This window comes from Streptomyces sp. H27-H5 (assembly GCF_026627505.1).
In the GTDB taxonomy this organism is placed as follows: domain Bacteria; phylum Actinomycetota; class Actinomycetes; order Streptomycetales; family Streptomycetaceae; genus Streptomyces.
The window spans coordinates 1-21,479 of the sequence record NZ_JAPNLK010000031.1 but is presented as its reverse complement, the minus strand read 5'-3'; the positions used below and the strand labels follow the sequence as shown (position 1 = coordinate 21,479).

The 21,479-nt window shown below is 73.8% G+C and carries 15 protein-coding genes; 4 read left to right on the top strand and 11 right to left on the bottom strand.

The window, feature by feature from the left end:
- Window positions 1-66 precede the first annotated feature (66 nt).
- The 8 genes from OTB19_RS17310 to OTB19_RS17275 all read right to left on the bottom strand — a co-directional run bounded on the left by OTB19_RS17310 (window position 67) and on the right by OTB19_RS17275 (window position 10,524).
- Window positions 67-3,039 carry a CHAT domain-containing protein gene (locus OTB19_RS17310; RefSeq protein ID WP_267799153.1) on the bottom strand — a complete coding sequence of 991 codons (2,973 nt, stop codon included), beginning with the start codon at window positions 3,037-3,039 and terminating at the stop codon, window positions 67-69.
- A complete protein-coding gene (locus OTB19_RS17305) occupies window positions 3,036-3,818 on the bottom strand; it encodes a DUF6338 family protein (protein WP_267799152.1) in 783 nt (260 codons plus the stop codon). Before OTB19_RS17305 ends, OTB19_RS17310 begins: the two co-directional genes overlap by 4 nt.
- A gap of 30 nt (window positions 3,819-3,848) precedes the next feature.
- Window positions 3,849-4,064 (bottom strand): hypothetical protein, encoded by a 216-nt coding sequence (locus tag OTB19_RS17300; protein ID WP_267799151.1) that lies wholly within the window; start codon window positions 4,062-4,064, stop codon window positions 3,849-3,851.
- Window positions 4,065-4,193: 129 nt separating this feature from the next.
- Window positions 4,194-4,631: a hypothetical protein gene (locus OTB19_RS17295; protein WP_267799150.1), complete on the bottom strand. Its 438-nt coding sequence runs from the start codon at window positions 4,629-4,631 to the stop codon at window positions 4,194-4,196.
- A 229-nt stretch (window positions 4,632-4,860) separates the two neighbouring features.
- A complete protein-coding gene (locus tag OTB19_RS17290; protein ID WP_267799149.1) occupies window positions 4,861-6,270 on the bottom strand; it encodes a hypothetical protein in 1,410 nt (469 codons plus the stop codon).
- Window positions 6,271-6,494: 224 nt separating this feature from the next.
- Window positions 6,495-7,694 carry an NAD(P)/FAD-dependent oxidoreductase gene (locus OTB19_RS17285; RefSeq protein ID WP_267799147.1) on the bottom strand — a complete coding sequence of 400 codons (1,200 nt, stop codon included), beginning with the start codon at window positions 7,692-7,694 and terminating at the stop codon, window positions 6,495-6,497.
- Window positions 7,691-9,088 carry an FAD-dependent oxidoreductase gene (locus tag OTB19_RS17280; RefSeq protein ID WP_267799146.1) on the bottom strand — a complete coding sequence of 466 codons (1,398 nt, stop codon included), beginning with the start codon at window positions 9,086-9,088 and terminating at the stop codon, window positions 7,691-7,693. Before OTB19_RS17280 ends, OTB19_RS17285 begins: the two co-directional genes overlap by 4 nt.
- Window positions 9,085-10,524 (bottom strand): FGGY family carbohydrate kinase, encoded by a 1,440-nt coding sequence (locus OTB19_RS17275; protein ID WP_267799145.1) that lies wholly within the window; start codon window positions 10,522-10,524, stop codon window positions 9,085-9,087. The genes OTB19_RS17280 and OTB19_RS17275 overlap by 4 nt, the downstream gene beginning before the upstream one ends.
- Before the next feature lie 415 nt (window positions 10,525-10,939).
- On the opposite strand from OTB19_RS17275, the gene OTB19_RS17270 reads away from it, so the two are divergent.
- Together OTB19_RS17270 and OTB19_RS17265 are read left to right on the top strand one after the other, a co-directional pair.
- Window positions 10,940-11,920, top strand: coding sequence for a hypothetical protein (locus OTB19_RS17270; RefSeq protein WP_267799144.1), 981 nt, complete (start codon window positions 10,940-10,942; stop codon window positions 11,918-11,920).
- Between the two features lie 82 nt (window positions 11,921-12,002).
- The gene (locus tag OTB19_RS17265; RefSeq protein ID WP_267799143.1) at window positions 12,003-13,538 is read left to right on the top strand and encodes an amino acid permease; all 1,536 of its coding nucleotides are present in this window, start codon (window positions 12,003-12,005) and stop codon (window positions 13,536-13,538) included.
- 155 nt (window positions 13,539-13,693) lie between these two features.
- Here the strand turns inward: OTB19_RS17265 and OTB19_RS17260 are convergent, their stop codons facing one another.
- From OTB19_RS17260 to OTB19_RS17250, 3 genes are all read right to left on the bottom strand, one after another.
- Window positions 13,694-13,897, bottom strand: coding sequence for a cold-shock protein (locus tag OTB19_RS17260; RefSeq protein ID WP_267799141.1), 204 nt, complete (start codon window positions 13,895-13,897; stop codon window positions 13,694-13,696).
- 138 nt (window positions 13,898-14,035) lie between these two features.
- Window positions 14,036-15,442 (bottom strand): M1 family metallopeptidase, encoded by a 1,407-nt coding sequence (locus tag OTB19_RS17255; RefSeq protein WP_267799139.1) that lies wholly within the window; start codon window positions 15,440-15,442, stop codon window positions 14,036-14,038.
- Window positions 15,443-15,471: 29 nt separating this feature from the next.
- On the bottom strand, window positions 15,472-19,542 hold the full coding sequence (locus tag OTB19_RS17250; protein WP_267799137.1) for a Pls/PosA family non-ribosomal peptide synthetase: 4,071 nt from the start codon (window positions 19,540-19,542) through the stop codon (window positions 15,472-15,474).
- Window positions 19,543-19,799: 257 nt separating this feature from the next.
- On the opposite strand from OTB19_RS17250, the gene OTB19_RS17245 reads away from it, so the two are divergent.
- Window positions 19,800-20,534, top strand: a complete 735-nt coding sequence (locus OTB19_RS17245) for an ArsR/SmtB family transcription factor (RefSeq protein ID WP_267799136.1) — start codon at window positions 19,800-19,802, stop codon at window positions 20,532-20,534.
- Window positions 20,535-20,623: 89 nt separating this feature from the next.
- Complete coding sequence (locus OTB19_RS17240; RefSeq protein WP_267799135.1) at window positions 20,624-21,424, top strand: DMT family transporter; 801 nt, start codon at window positions 20,624-20,626, stop codon at window positions 21,422-21,424.
- Window positions 21,425-21,479 lie beyond the last annotated feature (55 nt).

The window sequence follows — 21,479 nt, the reverse complement described above, 5'->3', positions numbered from 1 at the left end:
TCCCTCGGCGGCCGGTGCGGGGACGGGCGGCCGGACGGAGGTCGCGCCGGCCCGGCCGCGCGGGCGTCACCCGCCGGCGCCGACGCAGTGGAACAGGTGCCACTCCTCCCGCAACCGCGGCGTGACGGCGCCGTCGCGCGCGTGACGCTGGAGGTCGCGCAACGCGGCCGCGGGCGCCTGGCCGTCCAGGACACGCTCCGCCAGCTCGGGCAGGAGCGCCGCGCAGGCACTGCCGTGCACCCGCTTCAGGGGCGCGACCACCTGCCGGGCGCCGGCGAGCATGAAACCGAGGGCCAGGCCGGACGGCTCGCTGCCCTGCTGGTGCCAGACGCGGCCGCTGCCACAGCAGCCGAGCACGACGGTGGCGGGCACCGCCAGCTCCAGCACCGACCAGTCGTTGAGCGCGCCCGCCTCGGTGAGGATGTCCTGCCCGGGACGGTGACCCGCCTCGCCGTGCGCGGCGCAGTAGAGCAGATCCGCCGACCCGTCGGCCAGCGCGCTCGCCAACTCGGCATAGGTGGCGACGTGCCGCACGCGCGAGAACTCACCGAGCCTCCGCAGTTCGTCCCCTCCCCGGGGCGCGTCCGTCGAGAACAGACCGACGATCGAACGATCGGCCTTCCGCGCGGGCTCGGGGACGGACTGCTCCCGCCGGGCCGCGAGCACGCGCATCGACGGCGTCAGGGTGACCACGGCCTTGTCGACGAGCTGTTCCGCGCCTGCGCCCGCGCTCAGGGGAAGGGCTGCGTAGGGGACGTTCCACAGCTCGTTCGCGGGAAGGACGAACAGCCGGATCGGATCCGTCGTCGAGGCCGCGCCCAGGACGGAACGCAACCGGTCCGGCAGCAGACGGTCGGCCAACCCGGACCAACCGGCATCCGCCCGAGCGGGGCCGGAACCGCCCCGGCCGGCCTCCCCGCCGGTGCCCTCGTCGTCCCGGAACCGGGCGAGCAGCGCGGCGGCGTCGGCCGGCAGCGGGCCGTGCGTCGCTTCGAGGGATCCGTCCGGATGCCGGCAGACCGAGACGACCTCGACGGCCCCGTCCGCCCCGGTGAACGGCTCGACGTACAGGGCGTACGCGTCCCCGCGGAGCGGATGCCGGCCGTCCTGCCCGTCCCCGGTTCCGGGAGCGTCCGCGCCGGTACGGGACGCGGAGCGCTGTTCGGTGGTGGGCAGGGACTGCGTGAAGGCGAAGAAGAGCTGCTGGTGCAGGTTCCGATGGGCCGTGTGCCATGCCTCCCGCTCCCCGGCCGGGGCCTTCGCCGGCGGCCGTTCCTCCTCGTGCCGCCGCAGGTCGGCGTGCAGCCGCCGGAACGCCGGGGAGAGATCGGCGGCGCCGGTACGCAGGGCGCCGGTGATGGCCCAGTCGCGTGCGGACTCCAGCCACCGCTCGGCGAAGGCGGGATCCTCCGCCACGGCGAGCACGAGCAACGGGAGCGCCGCGGACCGCGTGCCGTGGAGGAAGCCGGCCCGGGTGACCGCGTCCGGTGAGGTGGCCCGGACGTCCTCGACCGCGAGCAGCGCACCGCGCCCGCAGGCCAGCGCGCGCTGCCCGTCACCCCTCACCAGCCAGGCCAGCGCCAGGGCCAGTCGGCCCTCGATCGCGCCCAGCCGGTCATTGGCCTCGGTGTACCGGCGGATCGCCTCCTCGCCGGCCTCCATCGGCGCGCGACCGCCCACCCCGATGCCACCGCGCAGGGCGGTGAGCAGGACCAGCGCCTGGTTGCGCAGCTGCCCGAGCCGTTCGAACCCCTCCAGCGCGGCGGCCAGTACCCGGCCGGCGCGACGGCGGTGGTGATCGGGATCCGCGGCGCCCGGAGCCTCCAGGGACAGCAGCCGGCCGAGCGAGGTGAGCATGCGCAGCCGGTTCATGGGATCGGCGGTCTGCCGCCCCAACGGGGCGACGGCGCGCGTCAACAGGGCGCGGGCGTCGACCAGATCGCCGGCGTCCATGGCCAGGCCCGCCAACTCCCGTGAATTGTTGTGGAGTCCGCGCGGCTCGTCCGCCGACTCGTACCAGCGGTACGCCTCCTCGAAGCGGGTGCGGCAGCGTTCGGGGTCGGAGAACACCCCGAGGAGTTCACCGAGTTCGAACTCGATGTTGGCGAGCGTCAGCGGGTTGTCCCCGCCCGTCCGTTCCAGCGCGAGGCGTGCGCGCCGGTAGCCGTCCATGGCCGCGCGCAGGTTCCCCGCGAGGGTGTCGGCCAGTGCCAGTTCGCGGCGGCTCTCGGCCTCGGCCACCAGGTCGCCGCCCCCCGAGGTCGCCCTCCGCACGGCGGCTTCCAACAGCTCCCGGCTGCGCTCGGCGTCGCCCTGGACGCGTTCGGTGCGACCCCACCACAGCAGGGCGGTGGCGGTCACGGATGCCGGTGCGTCGGCGTCCTGGTACAGGCGCACGGCCCGGCCGTAGTGGTCCCGCGCCGCCGGGACGTCACGCAGTTGCTCCTTGACCTCCCCGAGGTTGCGCGCGGCGTGCCCGGCCGCGACGAGCGAGGGCCGCAGGCAGCGCTCGGCCTCCTCGATCCGGGCCGCGTAGGTGGCGGTGTCGCCCGACTTCTGCGCCACCAGGGCCAGGTCCAGCCAGAGCGTGGCCTCGGTGGCGCCGTCCTGGGCGGACCTGGCCAGCACCAGGGCCTCGGTGAGGGCCTCCGGCGCCCTCTTGTCGGAGGTGATCCGCAGGACGTTCGCCCGGGACTGGGCGGCGCGCGCCACGCCGACCCGGTCGCCGGCCCGCTCGCAGGCGGCGCGGGCGAGGTCGGCGTGTTCGACCGTCGAGGGGTAGTCGTCCTTCTGCCAGGCGTACTGGGCGAGCATGAGGTGGGCGCGGCCGAGCAGGTCGTCGTCCCGCTCCGCGAGGGCCCGGGAGGCGATCCGGCGGACCTCCTCGACGGCCTCGGGCGACCGGTCGAGCAGGACCGGAGCGCGCAGGTGGTGCAGTCGGGTCGGGCCGGACGGTTCGGTGACGCCGAGGGCGGCGAGGGCTCGTCCGGTCGGCGTCTCGCGGGTGGGATCCGGTCGGGGCTCTTCGGCTGACTTCATGACCTCGCCTCGGGTGACACGGGTGACACGGGTGACACGGGGGGACGCGGTGGGGGCGGTGCGGGCGTCGGTCCGGTCGTCGTCGGGGGAGCGCCGCCGACCGCCGTGCCGGGCGAAGGCGTGGCATCGGGCGGTGACAGTCGCGGCTCGGGGCGCAGGTAGGTTCCGTACGCGAGGACGATCTGCGAGCCCGGCAGCACGACGAACCCGGCGGGATGCCTCAGACGGCGCTGCCCCGGGACCGTGAGCGCGAGGGGCCCTTGCAGGACGAGATCACCCTCGGCGAGCGAGCCCCGATCGTCGTCCATGCCCTTCAGGAAGCCCTCCCACACCCGACCGTCGGTCAAGTGCACCGCCAGGAAGGGATGGTGGCCGGCGGGCGTCGACTCGGCGACCCGGTGGAAGGCGGAGGCCGAGGTGCTGCGGGTCGCCGAGCGGCGGCGCCAGGTCTCCGCGAGGCCCGCCGCCGCGGACAGGCCGACGCTGACGGCGAGTGCGAGGATCGCCGACCAGATCGCCTGCCAGGCGTGCGGGCGCAGGTAGACGGCCCCGCGCAGGAGGCCGTCCAGCGGCAACAACGCCGTCCAGTGGCGGGCCAGTACGAGTACCGCGAGGACGGCGACGACGCTGCCGGCGGCCCCGACGCAGACCAGGTCGACGACCTCCATCGCCGAACTGCGGCGTCGCCGGGGGACTTTGACCTCGACGATACGGACGAACGCGTATCCGGGAGCGGCGGCCGCCAGCAGCACGGCGAGGGCGGTGAACGTCGGTGGCATCGGCGGGTGCTCGCCTCGGCTTCCTTCGGGTCAGTCGCTGTCGGCGGCGGGCTCGGGATCGGCCGCGGGGCCCGGCTCGCGCAGCAGCTCGGCGTCCGCCTCGGCGAAGGGGTCCGGCAGCGCGATGCGAGCGGGATCGCCGAGGGACGGCATGTCGGTGGCGCGGTGGCCATCGGGGTTCACTTCTTCGTCGGCGCCGGTCTCGGCATCGTAGGGCGCGTCGTCGGGCGTCCACGGACTGGACAAGGTCACTCCGAAGGGCTGAGGGCTGAGGGCTGAGGGTGCGGACGAGGACGACGGGCCGGGCCGCCGGATCGCGAACGCCCGTATCGCGCGGACGCGGATCACGGCGGCCCGGATCGAGGGGGCTCGGGGTCAGACGCTCGCGTGCGAGAAGGCCCGGGCGAACTCGCCGTCGAGGACGGTGCCGTTGCCGCCGCCGTTCACCCCGTAACCGCGTTCGGAGAGCGTGCCGATGGGGTCGAGGGTCTCGATGCGGAAGTGCCTGGCCCAGCCGTCGTACTCCTGCCTGCCCTCCTCCGGCAGCGGTGTCAGCACGGCGAGGCTCCCGCCGGGGCAGTGGACCACCCCCCAGACGACGCGGTACATGCCGACGCGGCTGACGATCAGGCCGTTGCCCTTGATGTCGTGGTCCTCGGAGAGGCGCGGAGCCACCTCGACTATGGCGCCGATCGTGTCTTCGCGGTTCTCGGGACTTCGGAGCGTGATGACGAGTCCGGCGGCGTCGACCAGTTGACTGAGGGTGTCCACCAGTGTTCCTTGCGCCTGCGGGCCGACCGTGAGAGAGAACATGCAACTCCTGCTTCGCCGGGGTTGTCGTGGGGTCTCGACATCAGACTGACCTCGGCATGCCGCGCTGTGCAAGAGCCGGCGCGCAATCAGGCTCGGCGAACCGGCGCACGCGCTCCCGCGCACCACCGAACGCACGCCCCCCAGGGGCGAGCGGCCCGCATCCGCGCCGCGTCGTGACGGAGCGCCCGGGGACCCGAGGTACCCGGGCGCCGCGACCTCGGGGGCCGCGTCAGTGGCCGGTCTTGCCGCTCGTGAGGGGCCACTCGCGGTTCAGGGCGCCCAGCGGGATGCGGCGTTCGAAGGCGGGTGTGCCGAACAGGGACAACTTCAGCTGGAGTTGACCGCTGAGGTCGAACCCGCCGTAGAGGGCCCACGCACCGCTCGCGGAGGCCTTCCCGTCGGTGGAGGCGGTCACCTTGGCGTCGGCCTCACCGCGCAGGTAGGGGGCGAAGTCCGCGGACACGCCCACGGCTCCGTACAGGCCGACGGCGGCCTCGGCGCCGAGCGCGCTCTTGACGCGCCCGTTCGCGGTGACCTCGGCCTTGACCGGTGTGCTCCGGACGTGCGAGGCGCTGACCGGGCTCCAGCCCTTGCCCAGCGCGTAGCTGCCACCGACACGGAAGTCGCCCTTGACGTCCTGCCGGACGTCGAGGGTGACGCGCCCGTCCGCCTCCACCTGGATGTAGCAGGTCAGGTCCAGGGTGACGACCACCGGCACCGGGCCCACCTGGATGATTGGGGCGCCGTGCAGCTTGGCGAACGGGATGCGCTTGGGGGTTCCCGTGCTCGCGGCGGCGTGACCCTTGAGACTCCACTGGGAGGACCAGTCGCCGCTCATGCCGAGGAAGGCGGAGCGGGGGCCCGAGCCGCCCGAGCCGTCGTACGAGAACTCCACCGAGGGGGCGAGTTGGACGAACCCGGAGACCGAGGCGCCGGCGGAGACGGGGGCGCCGGGGGCGGTCTCGACGGGGGCGTTCACATCGAGCCGCAGGTTGCCCAGGGGCAGCTTCGCGCCCTCGGGGCCGAACCGGACCCCCTGGCTCTTGGCCCAGGAGAACGTGACGCCCTTCATCAGGGGTTCGACCGTGACCGACGCCGGGTCGACGGGAACCTTGCCGTCGGCCTTGTCGTCGTCGAGGACGGAGGACAACGTCGTGGAGGCCGTCTTGACCTCGGTGCCCAGAGGGGTCTTCGCCCCGACCTCGGTGACCTTCGCGAGGAGCCCGTCGGGGGCCCCCGGCGCGGGTGCGCTGGCGATGACGTCGCCCACGGCGACGGGCTTGTCGGGTGCCGGCGAGCTGCCCGGCGAGCTGCCCGGTGACGGCTTGACGGGCTGCGGAGGCCGGGATATGACGGCCCGTCCGGTGCTCCGGTCGTAGGAGGCGACCTTCAGCGTCGACGCCTTCGGGGCGCCCTTCCCGCCGCCGGTGTCCGCCCGGGCGACGGCCGTCGGGGTGGGGGAGTCCACCGGGGCCGCGGCGACGTCGAGTTGGCGCGAGCCGTCGGCTTCGGACGTGAGGGGGGCGGGGGTCGCGGTGTCGGCGCCGGCGCCGGTGTGCGTGGTCGAGGCACAACCGGTCGCGGCGAGTGCCAGCGTGGTGAGGCCGGGGAGGAGGAGGCGTCTGGCGAGCATGCGCACGTACGTAAGGCCTTCTGGTTGGGGGGAGGTTGCGCTACTGGGAAGTAACGTGAGGGTCGATCATGCCAGGCGGGTTCGCCGCGACGGCGTTAACCGGCCACCAAGCGACCGCGGCCACCAAGCGACCGCGGCCACCACGCGACCGCGGCCACCACGCGACCGCGCCGCCCCGGGTCCGCGTCCGGGCAGGTTCCCCGCGCGCGGCCGACATCGCACCCGACGCGTCAGGCGACCGACACCACCACGGGTCCGCCCGACGGGTCCACCCGGGCCGTCCACCCTGCCGGCAGCCGCAGCGAGTGGGACGGGGACACCGCGCGGGGGATCCGGCGGCGCCACAGCCGGCGCCCGTCCTGCTCGACCGTCACCACCGGGCAGGTCAGGGGCTCCCCGGAGCGCAGCAGCAACGGACGCCCGGTGGTGCCCGTGAGGCGGTTCGGCGTCACCCACACCAGCGGGGCCCGCACGACCAGGGCCGGACCCGGGTCCGGCCAGGGCGCCCCCGCCAGACGTGCCAGGACCGCCGGTGCTGCGGCGGCGCCCTCCGAGGCCGCCGTGGCGGCGCGCTCGACGCCGCGCAGCGCGTTGCCGACGGCGAAGACGCCCGGTGTCCGTGTACGGAAGGACCCGTCCACGCAGGGGCCGCGGGTGCCCGGGTCCAGGATGACGCCGCCGCGGCGGGCCAGTTCGTGGTCGGGGATCCAGTCGCCGGTGAACACCACCGTGTCGCAGGCGAGGACCCCCGACCTGCCGTCCCGGTGGCGGACCGCCACGCCCGACAGCCGTTCCCTGCCGCGCAGTTCGGCCACGGTCGTGGCCGTGAGCAGCGGTACCCCCGGGAGGGCGCCGGCGCGCGGGCGTTCGGTGACCATCGCCACCACGTCCGCACCCGCGCGCCGCAGGGTCCGGACCGCGTGCCGGGCCACCGGCTCGGCGCCCACCACCACGGCCCGCCGGCCGACCGACCCGCCGTGGAGGTGGACCCACTGCTGCAATTCGCCGGTGGTGAAGACACCCGCCGGACGGGACCCCGGGACCAGTCGGGCGCTGCGGGGGCGCTCCCGGGCGCCCGTCGCGAGGATCACGGCCCGGGCCGTGATCCGCTCCAGACCCGCCGGACTCGTGGTCTCCAGCGTCAGGGGTCCCGCCCAGCCGGTGGCGCTGACCCCGGTACGGACCGCGGCCCCCGCGTCCACGGCCGCGTCCGTGCACTCCCGTGCGTACGAGGGCCCGTGGAGCAGCGAACGGAGCGGCCGCGCGGCGTCCCATCCGAGACCGTGACGGCAGTGGCGGGGCGCCCCGCCGGCCTCCTGCTCGCGCTCCAGCACCTCGACCCGCCCGGCGCCGGAGCCGGCGAGGCGGGCGGCCAGGGCCAGCCCGGCGGGACCGGCCCCGACGATCAGGACCTCCACCGTACGGTTCACCGCCCGGCCTCCTCGAACAGGGCGCGGACGGCGGCTCCGCAGTGGAAGCCCTGACAGCGGCCGCCCCGGGCGCGGGTGCGCCTGCGCAGTCCGTCCGGTGAGGCGGGCGGGATCGTCGACGCGAACGCGTCGCGGATCTCCCCGCGGGTCACGCGCTCGCAGTGGCAGACGATCCTGCCGTACTCCGGGTCCGCCTCGATCAGCCGCGCGTCACGGTACGGTCGGGGGTACGCCTCGCCCAGGTTCGGCATCCGTACCGGCCGCGGCTCGCGCGCGCCGGTCACGGGCAGGCCGCCGTCGGCGAGCAGTTCCACCACGTGGGCGGCGATCGCCATCGAGGCGGTCAGGCCCGTCGAGCGGATCCCGCCCACGGTGACGTACCGCTGTGCGGGGTGGGCCCTGATGGCGTAGTCGTCGTGTTCGGTGGCGGTCCGCAGGCCGGCGTACACGGCGGTGACCTCCTCCTCCAGGAGCGCCGGCAGGATCCGCCGGCCCTTGTCGCGCAGCAGCGCGAGTCCCTCGGCGGTCGATCCGGTGGCCGTCTTGTCGTCCAGGTCCTCGGCGGTCGGCCCGAGCATCACGTTCCCGTACACCGTCGGGGACACCAGCACCCCCTTGCCGAGCGCGGACGGCACCGGCAGCAGGATGTGCCGGACCAGGTCGCGGGCCAGTTCGTCGAACACGATCAGCTGGCCCCGCCGGGGCGTCACGGTGAAGTCCGCGTGGCCCAGGAGCCGGTCGATGTCGTCCGCGTACAGGCCCGCGGCGTTGACCAGGTGACGGGTGCGCAGCGGGCCGCGGGTCGTGGCCAGGGTGTGCGGATCCCCCGGAGCCACGGACCGGACACGGCAGCCGAGGTGCAGGTCGACGCCGGCGCGGACGGCCTGCGTCGCGTACGCGAGCGTGGTCGTCCAGGGGCAGATGACGGACTCGCCCGGCACGTCGAGCGCCCCCGTCACGCCCCGTCCCAGACGGGGTTCGCGGGCCCGTACCTCCTCGGCCGGGATGATCCGGGCCGCGCGGTAGCCGTTGCGCACGGCCTTGTCGGCGAGGCCAGGCAGCGCGGCCCGCTGTTCCTCGTCCCAGGCGACGAGGAGCGCCCCGAGCGGTTCGACCGGGATGCCGCTCTCGGCGGCGTACGTGGTGAGCAGTCGCCGTCCCTCCCGGACCAGCCGGGCTTCGAGGGAGCCGGGCACCGCGTCGAAACCGGTGTGCAGGATCGCGGTGTTGGCTTTGGACGTGCCGTCACCGACGTCGTCGGACGCCTCGACCAGGGCGACGCGCAAGGGGAGTCGGGACAGTTCTCGGGCGATGGCCGCACCCACCACGCCCGCGCCGACGACCGTCACGTCGTACGCCCCGCCCGGCAGGGCGCCCCAGGTGGTGACGCTCATGCCGACCCGTCTGCGAGCAGCGCCGACACCGCCGTCCGAAACCGCGCGCGGCGTTCCGCGGCCTGCCCGGCGTCGGCCCTCGGCTCGTAGACGGCGGCCGGTTTCCACTCCGGGACGGCCTCGTGGAGGGTGAGTGACGGATCGAGACCGAGCCGGGCGACCGCGCCGGCGCCGAGCGCCGTGACGTCGGGCAGCGCCGAGACCTCGACGGGGATCCGGAGCAGATCGGCCTGGGCCTGCATGAGCAGCGCGGAACGGGTCAGCCCGCCGTCCACGCGCAGCGATGTGAGGGGCTCGCCCAGATCGGCGGCGACGGCGTCCGCGAGTTCCGCCACCTGGGCGGCGATGCCGTCGCACAGGGCGTGCACCAGGTGCCCGGCCGTGGTGTCGAGGCCGAGGCCGGTGACCGATCCCCGCAGGTCGCCCCGCCACCACGGGGCGGCGAGTCCGGCGAGCGCGGGCACGAAGGTGACACCACCGGAGTCCGCGACGCCGGCGCCCACGGTGTCGATGTCCCCGGCGCCCGATATCACCCCGAGATCGGTCAGCCAGCGCACGGCGGACGCGGCCGTGTACACCTGTCCGTCCAGGCAGTAGTCGGTGCGTCCGGAGATCCGCCAGGCGACGCAGCCGACCAGTCCGGAGGCGCTGAGACGGGGCCGCGGTCCGGTCTGCGCGAGGAGGAACGCTCCCGTTCCGTAGGTGCACTTGGCGGTTCCGGGTTCGGTGACGCGCTGGGCCAGCAGCGCCGCCTGCTGGTCCACGAGGAGTCCCGTCAACGGGACCTCGGGCCCGAAGGCGGTGGTGGTGCCGACGAGGGTGTTCGCGTCGACGATCTCCGGCAGCCGTTCCGCCGTGAGGTCGAAGGCGCCGAGCGCCGCGTCCGACCAGCGGACGGTCTCCAGGTCGAGCAGTTGGGTGCGGCCCGCGGTCGCCGCGTCGGTGACGAACGCACCGGTGAGACGGTGGACCAGCCACACGTCGCTCGTCGTCACCACACCCTCGCGGGTCAGATGACGGCGTATCCAGGCCATCTTGGGCGCGGCAAAATACGGGTCGAGCGGCAGTCCCGTCGTCTCTCGCAACCACTCAGCGTGCGGGGCGAGTTCGATGCAGAGGGATGCGGAGCGCCGGTCCTGCCAGACGATCGCGTCGGTCAGCGGTTCGCCGCTCGCCGGATCCCAGGCGAGGACGGTCTCGCCCTGGTTGGCCAGCCCCACCGCCACCACGGGCTCACCGGCCGCGGCCAGCGCGGCGCGCCCGGCCTCGACCACCGAGTCCAGCAGCTCCGAGGGGGAGACCTCCACCCGGCCGCCCGGCAGGTAACGGGGGCGCACCGGTACGGAACCCGAGCCGATGACGCCGCGTGCCGGGCAGACGACGAGTGCCTTGGTTCCCGATGTGCCTTGGTCGACCGCGAGCACCGGGCCCGTCATCACCGCTCCGCTCCTGGGGTCCACACGTCTGATCTCCGGTCGCTTGATCGTCGTTCGGAAGACTTCACCAGCGGACGTCACCCCGTCAAGATCCGCCGGCGAGGTCACTCACGTGGCTGACGCAAAGTCATATGCCGGCCATGACTTGATACTTGCGATCGATCACGTTTTCGGATGCGGATGCGCTCACTCGTTCTATAGTGATCGCCGATCAACGGGAAGGATGCCGACCGTGGGTCAACGGCGGGGATCAGGCGCACGGTTCGCACGCGGTTCGCACACCCCCGGCGCCGGTACGGCTGCGGTGTGGCGGTCGAACGCCGACTGAACCCACCCTCCACGCGACCCGAGGACTGATGAACACGACCACCGCACGTCCCCCACGACCCCGCCTCCCGTCGACCGGGACGAGGTGATGGCGGGCGGCGACTTCCGGCCCGTCTACCACCCCGCCGGCCACGACAACGAACTGCGCCTCGCCGTACAGGACCTGCGCACCGGCCGCTGGGTTTCGATGGAGCGGTTACTCGAACGGACGGACGGCTGGGGGCTGTGGACCCAACGCACCCAGGTCCTCGCCGCCGTCGCCGCCGGAACCGACGTCGTGCAGGCCTGGCGGACCGAACAACCGCGAAGCCTCGCGGCGACCGTGATGCACACCCGGGTCGCCGTCGAACGTGCCGTCCGCGCCCACCGCGCCGGACACCCGCGCACCCACGAGCTGTGGGAGGAGGCGTGGCAGGCCTGCAATGCCACCGCCGCCCTCAGCCCCGCCGACCCCGTGCCCTGGATCTGCCTGCTCGCGCTCGCCCTCCTCGACGAGCACCACCAGATGGACGAGCACCGGCTCCCACCCCCCGGCCCGATGCTGCCCACCGGGCCCTGGGGCATCCTCGCGGAGGCGGACCGGCGGGACCCGTACAACCGCGAGGCGTACCACCGGATGCTCCAGTTCGTGTACGCGCGCACGGCGCGACCCCTCTCCGACGCCTCCAACCTCGTCCACTGGGCGGCCGGTTCCGCTCCGCCCGGGTCCGCCGTCCACGTGCTGCCGCTCTACGTGCGGGTCGAGCGCTACCGGCGCGAAGGCGGCCAGGACAAGGCCCTCGACCTGCACTGGGTCGCAGAGGACGCCGTCCGCGACGCCGGACACGCCCTGGACGTCTGGTTCCGCCACACCGATCCGACGTACGCGTCCCCGCTCGATCTGAACCATCTGGCCCACGCCCTGTGGGGAGCCCTCCGGTTCGACGAGGCCTCCCGGGTCTTCGACGCGATCGGCCGGTACTGGACCACCCTGCCGTGGGCGGACCGGACCCGCGATCCGGCCGACCCGGAAGCCGCCGAGGAGGTGTTCCTCCAAGCCAAGGCCCGCAGCCTGGCCGGCCGGGACTGAACCACCCCGCGGACCGCTCCCGCGACACCACCCCCGCGCCGCCCCACCGTCCCCCTGCTCCACCACCCCCGGAGGTACCGCCATGTCCCGAACCGCATGGGAATCCCGCCAGGACCGCAAGGCAGCCCCACCCCGACAGGACGAGGAGGAACGACTCAGGGAACTGGGCTACCAGCCCGTGCTCGCCCGCCGCATGGGCGGCTTCGGCAACTTCGCCATCAGCTTCTCCGTCATATCCGTCCTCTCCGGCTGCATGACCCTGTACGGCTTCGGCCTGGGCACCGGCGGCCCGGCCGTGATGCTGTGGGGCTGGATCGGTGTCGGCCTCTTCGTGCTCTGCGTGGGCCTCGCCCTGGCCGAGGTGACCAGCGCCTATCCCACGTCGGGCGCGCTGTACTACATGGCCGACCGGCTCGGCGGACGCCGCTGGGGCTGGTACACGGGCTGGCTGAACCTGCTGGGGCTGCTCGGCGCCATCGCCGGGATCGACTACGGCGCCGCCCTGTTCACCGGAGCCTTCCTCAACCTCCAGTTCGGCTTCGTGCCCACCGCCGGCTCGACGTTCCTGATCTTCCTGTGCATCCTGCTGCTGCACGCCACGCTCAACCTCTTCGGCGTCCGCCTCGTCAGCGTGCTCAACTCCGTCAGCGTCTGGTGGCACCTGGCCGGCGTCGCCGTGATCGTCGGCGCCCTGGCCTTCATCCCCGACCACCACCAGTCGGTCTCGTTCGTGTTCACCGAGTTCGTCAACGACACCGGCTGGGCCAACCCGTTCTACGTGGCTGCGGTCGGCCTGCTGCTCGCCCAGTACACCTTCTCCGGCTACGACGCCTCCGCGCACCTCTCCGAGGAGACCTCGAACGCCTCGGTCTCCGCCGCCAAGGGCATCGTCCGGGCCATCTGGGTCTCCTGGATCGCCGGATTCGCCCTGCTCGCGGGCCTCACCTTCGCCATCCAGGACTACGCGGCCGTCCAGAACAGCGCCACCGGCGTCCCGCCCGCCCAGATCTTCCTCGACGCCCTCGGAACCGGCGGCGCGACCGCCCTGCTGCTCGTCGTCATCGTCGCGCAGCTCTTCTGCGGCAACGCCGAGGTCGCCGCCGCGAGCCGGATGGTCTTCGCGTTCAGCCGGGACAACGCCCTGCCCGGCTCCGCGCTGTGGCGCAAGGTCAGCAGCCGTACCCAGACGCCCGTCCCCGCGGTGTGGCTGTCCGTCGTCGTCGCGGGCGTGCTCGCCCTGCCGTCCCTCTACTCCGCCACCGCGTACGGCGCCGTGACCGCCATCAACGTCATCGGCATCACCCCGGCCTACGCCATCCCGATCTACCTGCGGCTCCGCGCCGGCAACCGGTTCGAACCCGGCCCGTGGAACCTCGGCCGCTGGAGCAAGCCGATCGGCTGGATCGCCGTCGTCTGGGTGGCCGTCGTCACCGTGCTGTTCTGCCTCCCGCAGAAGTCCCCGGTCACCATCGACTCGATGAACTACGCGGTGATCGCCCTGGCCGTGGTGTTGGTGCTCGCCAGCGTGTGGTGGTACGTCGCCCGACGCTCCTACGGCACCCCGTCCGCGTACGGGAACGCCCGGGAACAGGCGGAGATCGCCGAGGACATCGTCTGAGCACATGACGCGGCGCCCGCCCCGACCGCCCACCGCAGGGTGACCGGCCGGCGCGGGCGCCGGGAGAACTCCCCGTGCCGAGCGGCTCCGGGGCGGAGCGCCGGAGGGTACGACGACCGGTGAGGCCCCGCCCCGGGTTCCGTGCGTTCCGTGTGTCAGGCGACCACGATGTTCTCGGCCTGCGGCCCCTTCTGCCCCTGGGTCACGTCGAACGTGACGGCCTGCCCCTCGGTGAGCTCCCGGTAGCCCGAGCCCGAGATGTTGGAGTAGTGGGCGAACACGTCCGGACCGCCACCCTCCTGGGCGATGAAACCGAAGCCCTTCTCCGAGTTGAACCACTTCACGGTGCCACTGGCCATGCTGAACATCCTTCGTCCACACGGGGAACCGGCCCGGTCGGGACGGCCCCGAAGCGCGGCGCCGCCGGCTTCGGCAGCAGGACTACCCCGATCCGCGCCCGCGTACGCCAGGCGGGGAGCGTTCGATCGGCGCGCTCGTCAGGCGGAGCCGCGACCCTTGCGGGCGGGCTCGCCGTTCGCCGGCGGATAGCCGGGTCGCGCCGGTACCGGCGGCCGCAGCGGAGGCGAGGGCAATGGCGGGAGCGCCGGGTCGTACAACCAGGTCGCGAACAGATCGTCGACGGGTTCGGCCGCGTAGCGGGCCACATGACCGATGAAGCCCGCGGTGGTCACCACGCCGTGGCGGTGCGCCGCGGCCCAGTCGCGCAACATCCGGAAGAACGCGCCGTCGCCCAGGGCGCAGCGGACCGCGTGCACGGCGAGACCCCCGCGCTGGTACAGCCGGTCGTCGAACATCAGCTTGCGACCGGGATCCGCCGGCGTGAGGTCCTGCGGCTGCGACGACAGCAGTCGGTGCGCGCCGAGGGCCAGCGCGTGCGCGGTGCGGCCGCCGGAGTGCTCCGACCAGAGCCATTCCGCGTACTTCGCGAAGCCCTCGTTCAGCCAGATGTGGCGCCAGTCGGCGATGGTCACGCTGTTGCCGAACCACTGGTGCGCGAGCTCGTGGGCGACGAGCCGCTCCGAACCGCGAGCACCGTCCACGTGGTTGGCGCCGAAGAGCGACAACCCCTGCGCCTCCACCGGCACGTCCAGTTCCTCGTCGACCACCACGACCGCGTACTCGCCGAACGGGTAGGGGCCGAACAGGTCCTCGAACAACCGCATCATGGCGTGCTGCCGGGCGAAGTCGCGGGAGAAGCGCGGCAGCAGGTGGGCCGGCACGTGGGCGGTCTGCGGCACCCAGCCGAGACCGGGGTCGCCGAGCAGCACCGTCTGGTACGCGCCGATGGCCAGGCCCACCAGATAGCTGGAGGTCGGCGCGGACTGTTCGTACACCCAGGTGGTGGTGCTGGCCTTCGTCGTGCGGGTGAGCAACCGGCCGCCGGCCACCACCGTGTAGGCGGACGGGGTGTTGACCGAGATCTGGTACGAGGCCTTGTCCGCAGGCCTGTCGTTGCACGGGTACCAGGAGGGGGCGCCGACCGGCTGGCTGGCCACCAGGGCGCCGTCCGTCAGCTCCTCCCAGCCGATGCCGCCCCAGGGGCTGCGGACCGGCTTGGGATTGCCCGCCCAGTGCACCTCCACCGTGAAGGCTGCTCCGGCGGCGAGCGGCTTGGCGGGCCGGACCCGCAGCTTTCCGCCGCGGTGGGCGAAATGCGGCGCCCGGCCGTTCACCAGCACCCGGCCTATCCGGAAATCCGCCAGGTTCAGGTGGAACTCGGCGAGGGGTGCCCGCCCGGCGATCGCGCTGAGTCGGGCCGTCCCCGCCAGCCGGTTGGGGCCGGGACGGTACTCCAGAGCGAGTTCGTAGCGGTGCACACGGTAACGAGGGTCGCCATTGGCCGGAAAGTACGGGTCCGATGCCGCTGTTCTCTGGCCGCTCATTCCGCTCCCTGCGCTGTGCTCGGGCCCTCTCAGGCCCGCCACGCCTCGATCGGGTTGCCCAGCCAACGGGTGTCGGCGGGGACGGATTCCCCGGCCATCAGGAGAGAGGCGGGACCCAGTGTGCTGTGGGCACCGACCGTACTCCCGGGCAGGACGATGCCGCCCGGCCCCAGGGTGGAGCCCTCACGGAGGACCACAGTATCCGTCCTCAAGATCCGGTCGTGGAAGAGGTGCGTCTGCAACACGCAGCCGCGGTTCACACTGACCGCGTCGCCGAGCACCACCAGGTCCGTCTCGGGCAACCAGTAGCTCTCGCACCACACGCCCCGGCCGATCCGGGCCCCGAGCGCGCGCAACCACAGGGCCAGCACCGGCGTACCGGGCACGGATCCGGCCAACCACGGCACGGCCAGCACCTCGACGAAGGTGTCGGCCAGCTCGTTGCGCCACACGAAGCCGCTCCACAACGGGTGCTCTCCCGCCCGGTGCCGCCCCACCAGCAGCCACTTCGCCGCCACGGTGACCGCGCACGCGGCCGCACCGGCCGCGAGCAGGACCAGCCCGGACAGCAGCGCCGCGCCCGCGATCCCCGGACCGTCCCCGGTACCCAGTGCGCAGAGCGCCGCCACCGTCAGCACGGCCAGGGCCGCCGAGCAGAACACCGGGACGAGCCGGCACAGCTCCACCAGGCCCCGCGCCCACAGCAGCCGCGCGGGCGGATCGTAGGTCAGGCTCTGGTCGGCGGCCGCGGTCGACCGGGGCAGCCTGACCGGCGGCAGACCCAGGTACGAGCTGCCCTTCTTGGCCTTCTTCGGAGTCGCCGACAACACCCCGACCAGCCCGCCGTCCGGCACCGTGCGGCCCGGCGCGGTCATGCCGGAATTGCCGAGGAACGCCCGCCGGCCGATCTCGGAGTGCCCGATCCGCATCCAGCCGCCGCCCAGTTCGTACGGGGCGGTCAGGGTGTCGTCGGCGAGGAAGGCACCCTCGCCGACGGTGGTGAGACTCGGCAGCGCGAGCACCGTGGAGACCTCCGCGCCCCGGCCGATCCGCATGCCCAGCAGCCTCAGCCACACCGGAGTGATCAGCCCCGCGTACAGCGGGAACAGGGTCTCCCGGGACAGGTCCATCAGCTGGGTGACCGTCCACGCCTGCCAGCCGATCCTGCCGTGCGTCGGATGCGTGCCCGTCCGCAGACCCAGGCTGAGCAGCCGTACGGACACCAGCAGCAGCAGCGCGTACGCCGCTCCGAACGCGAGGGCGCCAGGCACCACGGCGAGCAGGGCGCCCCGCAGCGCGTCGCCGAGCCCGGCATCGGCCGGCACGAACCGGCCCACCACGAGCAGGGCGGGCAGGGCGGCGAGCACCGGCAGGATCGTGAGGCCGAAGCCGGCCGCCCCGTAGGCGGCCCGCCACCGCAGCGCGCGCGGCGGGCGTTCCCGGGGCCAGTTGCGCTTGGCCTTGCCGAGCTTGACGGCGGGAGCCCCGGCCCAGCGCTGCCCGGTCGGCACCTGCCCGGCCACGGCGGAACCCGGGGCCACCTCGGCCCGCTTGCCGACCCGCGCACCGGGGAAGAGCAGGCTGCGGGTGCCGACCACCGCACCCGCGCCGACCTTCACCGGGCCGATCACCAGCCGGTCCCCGTCCACCCAGTGCCCGCTCAGGTCCACCTCGGACTCCACGGCGCAGCCGCGGCCGAGCTTGAGCATGCCCGTCACCGGCGGCAGCGAGTGCAGGTCCACCTCGGGCCCGATCTTGGCGCCGAGGGCCCGCGCGTAACGCTCCAGCCAGGAACCGGTGAGCGAGGTCGCGCCCGCGCACTCGGCGAGCCGCTCGGCCGTCCACAGCCTCAGGTGCACGCTTCCCCCGCGCGGATGACGCCCCGCCTTCACCCCGCGCAACAGCAGGCGAGCGCCGCCGGCCGCGATCGCCAGCCGGCCCGGCGGGCTGAACAACAGCGCCGCGCCGGCGGCGACCAGCCACCACGAGGCGGTGGGCGCCCACGGATAGGAGCCGAACAGGTGCAGCACGTTGCCCAGGGCCAGGAGCGCCACCGTCCAGCGCAGACCGACCAGAGTGAACAGCGGGAGCAGCAGGAGCGACTGCGCCACCTGGGAGCGCAGCGGAACCGGGGCGACGACCCGGGAGGCCTCCTCGTCCCGTACCGACTTCTCCAACCGGCGGGCCAGCTTGCGCAGGGTGGGCTGCTGGTAGATGTCGAGGACGGCCGCGCGCGGATAGCGGGTGCGCAGGCGCGTGGTGAGCCGGGCGGCGGCCAGGCTGTTGCCGCCGATCGCGAAGAAGTCGTCGCCGGCCCCGGCGACGGTCACCCCCAGTGTCTCGCCCCACTGCTCGGCGAGCCAGGCCTCGGTGCCGTACAACTGCTCGACGGGCCCGCCCGTCTCCGTGTCGGGGAGCGGCCAGGGCAGCGCGTCCCGGTCCACCTTGCCGGAGGTGCGCGTCGGCAGGTCCGCGACGGGCGCGAGCAGCGGTACGAGGGCCGCGGGCAACTCGGCGCGCAGCCGCTCGACGGCCGCCGCGTGGTCCCAGCCCTCCTGGGTGACCAGATAGCCGACCAGGAGCTGGTTGCCACCGCGCGCCGTGCGGACCGCGCAGGCCGCGCCGGCGACACCGGGCAGGGCCTGGAGCGCGGCGTCCACCTCGCCCAGCTCGATCCGGCGGCCGCCCAGCTTGATCTGTTCGTCGCCGCGCCCGAGGAAGACCAGCCCCTCCGGTTCCGCACGGACGAGGTCGCCGCTGCGGTAGGCGCGCCGCCAGCCGAGGGACTCCAGCGGGGCATACTTCTCGGCGTCCTTCGCCGGGTCCAGGTAGCGGGACAGTCCGACACCGCCGATGACGAGCTGTCCACTGCCGCCCATCGGCACCGGCTCGCCGGACTCGTCGACCACGGCCAGTTCCCAACCGTTCAGCGGGAGGCCGATCCGGATCGGCTCCTCACCGGTCAGGAGCGAGGCGCAGGCCACGACGGTGGCCTCGGTGGGGCCGTACGTGTTCCACACCTCTCGGCCCTCGGTGACCAGGCGCTGGGTCAGCTCGGGCGGGCACGCCTCCCCGCCGAAGATCAGCAACCGGACGTCGGCGAGGGTGTCGGGCTCCCACAGCGCGGCCAGGGTGGGGACCGTGGACACCACGGTGATGTCCTGTTCCAACAGCCACGGGCCGAGGTCGGCGCCGCTGCGCACCTGGGAGCGGGGGACGGGCACCAGGCAGGCGCCGTGGCGCCAGGCCAGCCACATCTCCTCGCAGGACGCGTCGAAGGCCACGGACAGCCCGGCCATGACCCGGTCGCCGGGCCCGATCGGCTCCTCGGCGAGGAAGAGCGCGGCCTCCGCGTCGACGAACGCGGCGGCGCTGCGGTGGCTGACGGCGACGCCCTTGGGCTTGCCGGTGGAACCGGAGGTGAAGATGATCCAGGCGTCGTGCTCCGGTCCGGGACGCGCGGCGGGCTCCCGCGAGCCTCCCGCGGGCGACTCCGGGAACCCGGTGACCTCGACGCGTTCCCCGGCGCCCAGTACAGCCCGCACCCCGGCCTCGGCGAAGACCAGCTCGGCCCGCTCGTCCGGGTCCTCGGCGTCGACCGGCACATAGGCGGCGCCGGCGGCGAGCACGGCGAGAACGGACACGTACAGCTCGTTGGTCCCGGACGGCACACGTACGCCGACCCGGTCGCCGCGCCCCACCCCGGTGGCCGCGAGGGCCCGCCTGCGACGCTCGACCTCCGAGGCCAGCGCCCGGTAGGTGAGGCGGGCGGAGCCGTCGTCCAGGGCGAGCTCGTCGGGGTGCGCGCGCACGGTGGCGTCGAAGACGTCGACGAGGGTGCGCGGCGCGGCTGCGGGCCCGGCGGAGAAGAGGGCACCCTTCCCGGACTCGTCGGACCGCCCGGGGCCGCCGGACTGCGCGGAGCCGCCGGACTGTCCGGGGCCGCCGGACTGTTCGGAGCCGGCCCGCGGGGACTCCGCGGGCCCGTCGGAACCCTCGGTTCCGTGGTCGGCTCGGTCCGCGCCGGCGGCGCCTTGGTCGACCTGTCCGCCCTCGTCGTCGAGCAGAGTCAGTTCACCGCGTTCAGGTGTGGCTGCCATCGGCCCTCACGTCTCGGTCCCGGAGTGTCCCGGGTCGCCGGCGGAGCCCAGGTTTGCCCGGGTTGTTCCGGCCCAGCACCAAACAACCGGCCAGTCTAGTGCGCGATCAAGAATCCTCCCGTCGAAGCCTGGTGTGTGGCGCAGAAGGGGCGGTAGAGGCGGCGGACGCCGGCCCCTCGTGCCGCCCCCTCGTGCGGCCCACGTGTGAGGGCGACAACCATTCGGTGTTCAGCGAAGTCTTACGGCATGCTGGAACCATGAACGACGTACCGGCCGGAAGGCCCGCCGACGCCCCCGACCCCGCGGCTCGCCTCGCCTCCCTCGCCGCGGCGCTGGCCGACGAGACCCGGGCCGCCATCTGCATGGCCCTCCTCGAAGGGCGCGCCTGGACCGCCGGCGAACTGGCCCGGATCACCTCGGTCGCGCCGTCCACGATCAGCGGCCACCTGTCCCGGCTGCTCGACGCGGGGATCTGCGTCACGGAGCGCCAAGGGCGCCACCAGTACGTGCGGATCGCCGACGCGGCGACGGCCCGCCTGGTGGACGAACTCGCCTCCCACGCCATCCCCGATCGGGACGCCGCGCACGCCGTGCCCGTCGTGTCCGCGCCCGACCCGCTGGCCCGGGCCCGGACCTGCTACGACCACTTCGCCGGGCGCCTCGGGATGGCGGTCACCGACGCCATGGGGGAGCGGGGGCTGCTGCGGACCGAGGGGGCGTTCGAGCTGACCGAGGCGGGGCGCGAGTGGTGCGGGCGGGCCGGCGTGGACCTCGCCCGGGAAGGGCGCCGACCGCCGGCGAGTTCCTGCCTGGACTGGACCGAGCGGCGGCGCCACCTGGGCGGTCTCGCCGGGGCGCGACTGTGTGCGCGGGCGCTGGACGAGGGCTGGGTGGTGAGGCCCGCCGGCGGCGGTCGGGGCCTCCTGGTGACCGAGGAGGGGGAGCGGGTGCTCGGGGAGCTGCTGGGGATCACCCCGGACGCCTGGGCCTGACGATCGAGCGCGGGAAGCGGGAGAGCCGTCGGGAAATGGAGCAAAACATTTCGGTGGACGCCGAAATGATTGCTCGCTAGGGTGCAGCCATGAAGTCCCGTCCGAGTGTGCTCTCGCCCGCAGTCCTCACCGTCGGCGCCGTCTCCTTCACGGTGTTCGCCTGGGCCTCTGCCTTCGTGTCCATCCGCAGCGCCGGCGCCGCCTACTCACCCGGGGCCCTGGCCCTCGGCAGGCTGCTGGCCGCCTCCCTGGTGCTCGTCACCCTGCTCCTGATCCGGCGACAAGGGCTGCCCCCGCGCGGAGCCCGGCGCGGCATCCTGGTGTCCGGACTCGTGTGGTTCTGCGGCTACACCATCGCGCTGAACTGGGGCGAACGGCTCGTCGACGCGGGTACGGCCTCCCTGCTGGTGAACACCGGCCCCATCCTGATGGCCCTGCTCGCCGCCCGCCTCCTGGGCGAGGCGCTGCCACCGCGCCTGCTGGCCGGCATGGCCGTCTCCTTCGTCGGCGCGGTGGTCGTCGGCCTCTCCATGTCGTCCGGCGGCGACGGATCCACCTCGGTCCTCGGCGTCGCGCTGTGCCTGCTGGCCGCCGTGGCCTACGCGACCGGTGTGGTCGCGCAGAAGCCCGCGCTCTCCTTCGGGACCCCGCTCCAGATCACCGCGTACAGCTGCCTGATCGGCGCCGTGGCCTGCCTGCCCTTCGCCGGGCAACTCGCGACGGAACTGCCCGAGGCGCCACTGTCCGCGACGCTCAACATGATCTACCTGGGCGTGGTGCCGACCGCGCTCGCCTTCATCGCGTGGACGTACGCCCTGGTGCGCCACGAGGCGCCACTACCCCGAGCGGGGGTGAAAGGACCCCGCCGCTGGCCTGTCGCAGCAGGCTAGTGCAGCTGAGGGCAGCCTGACCGCGGAGACGCGCGGGAGGGCGGCAAGCAGCCCT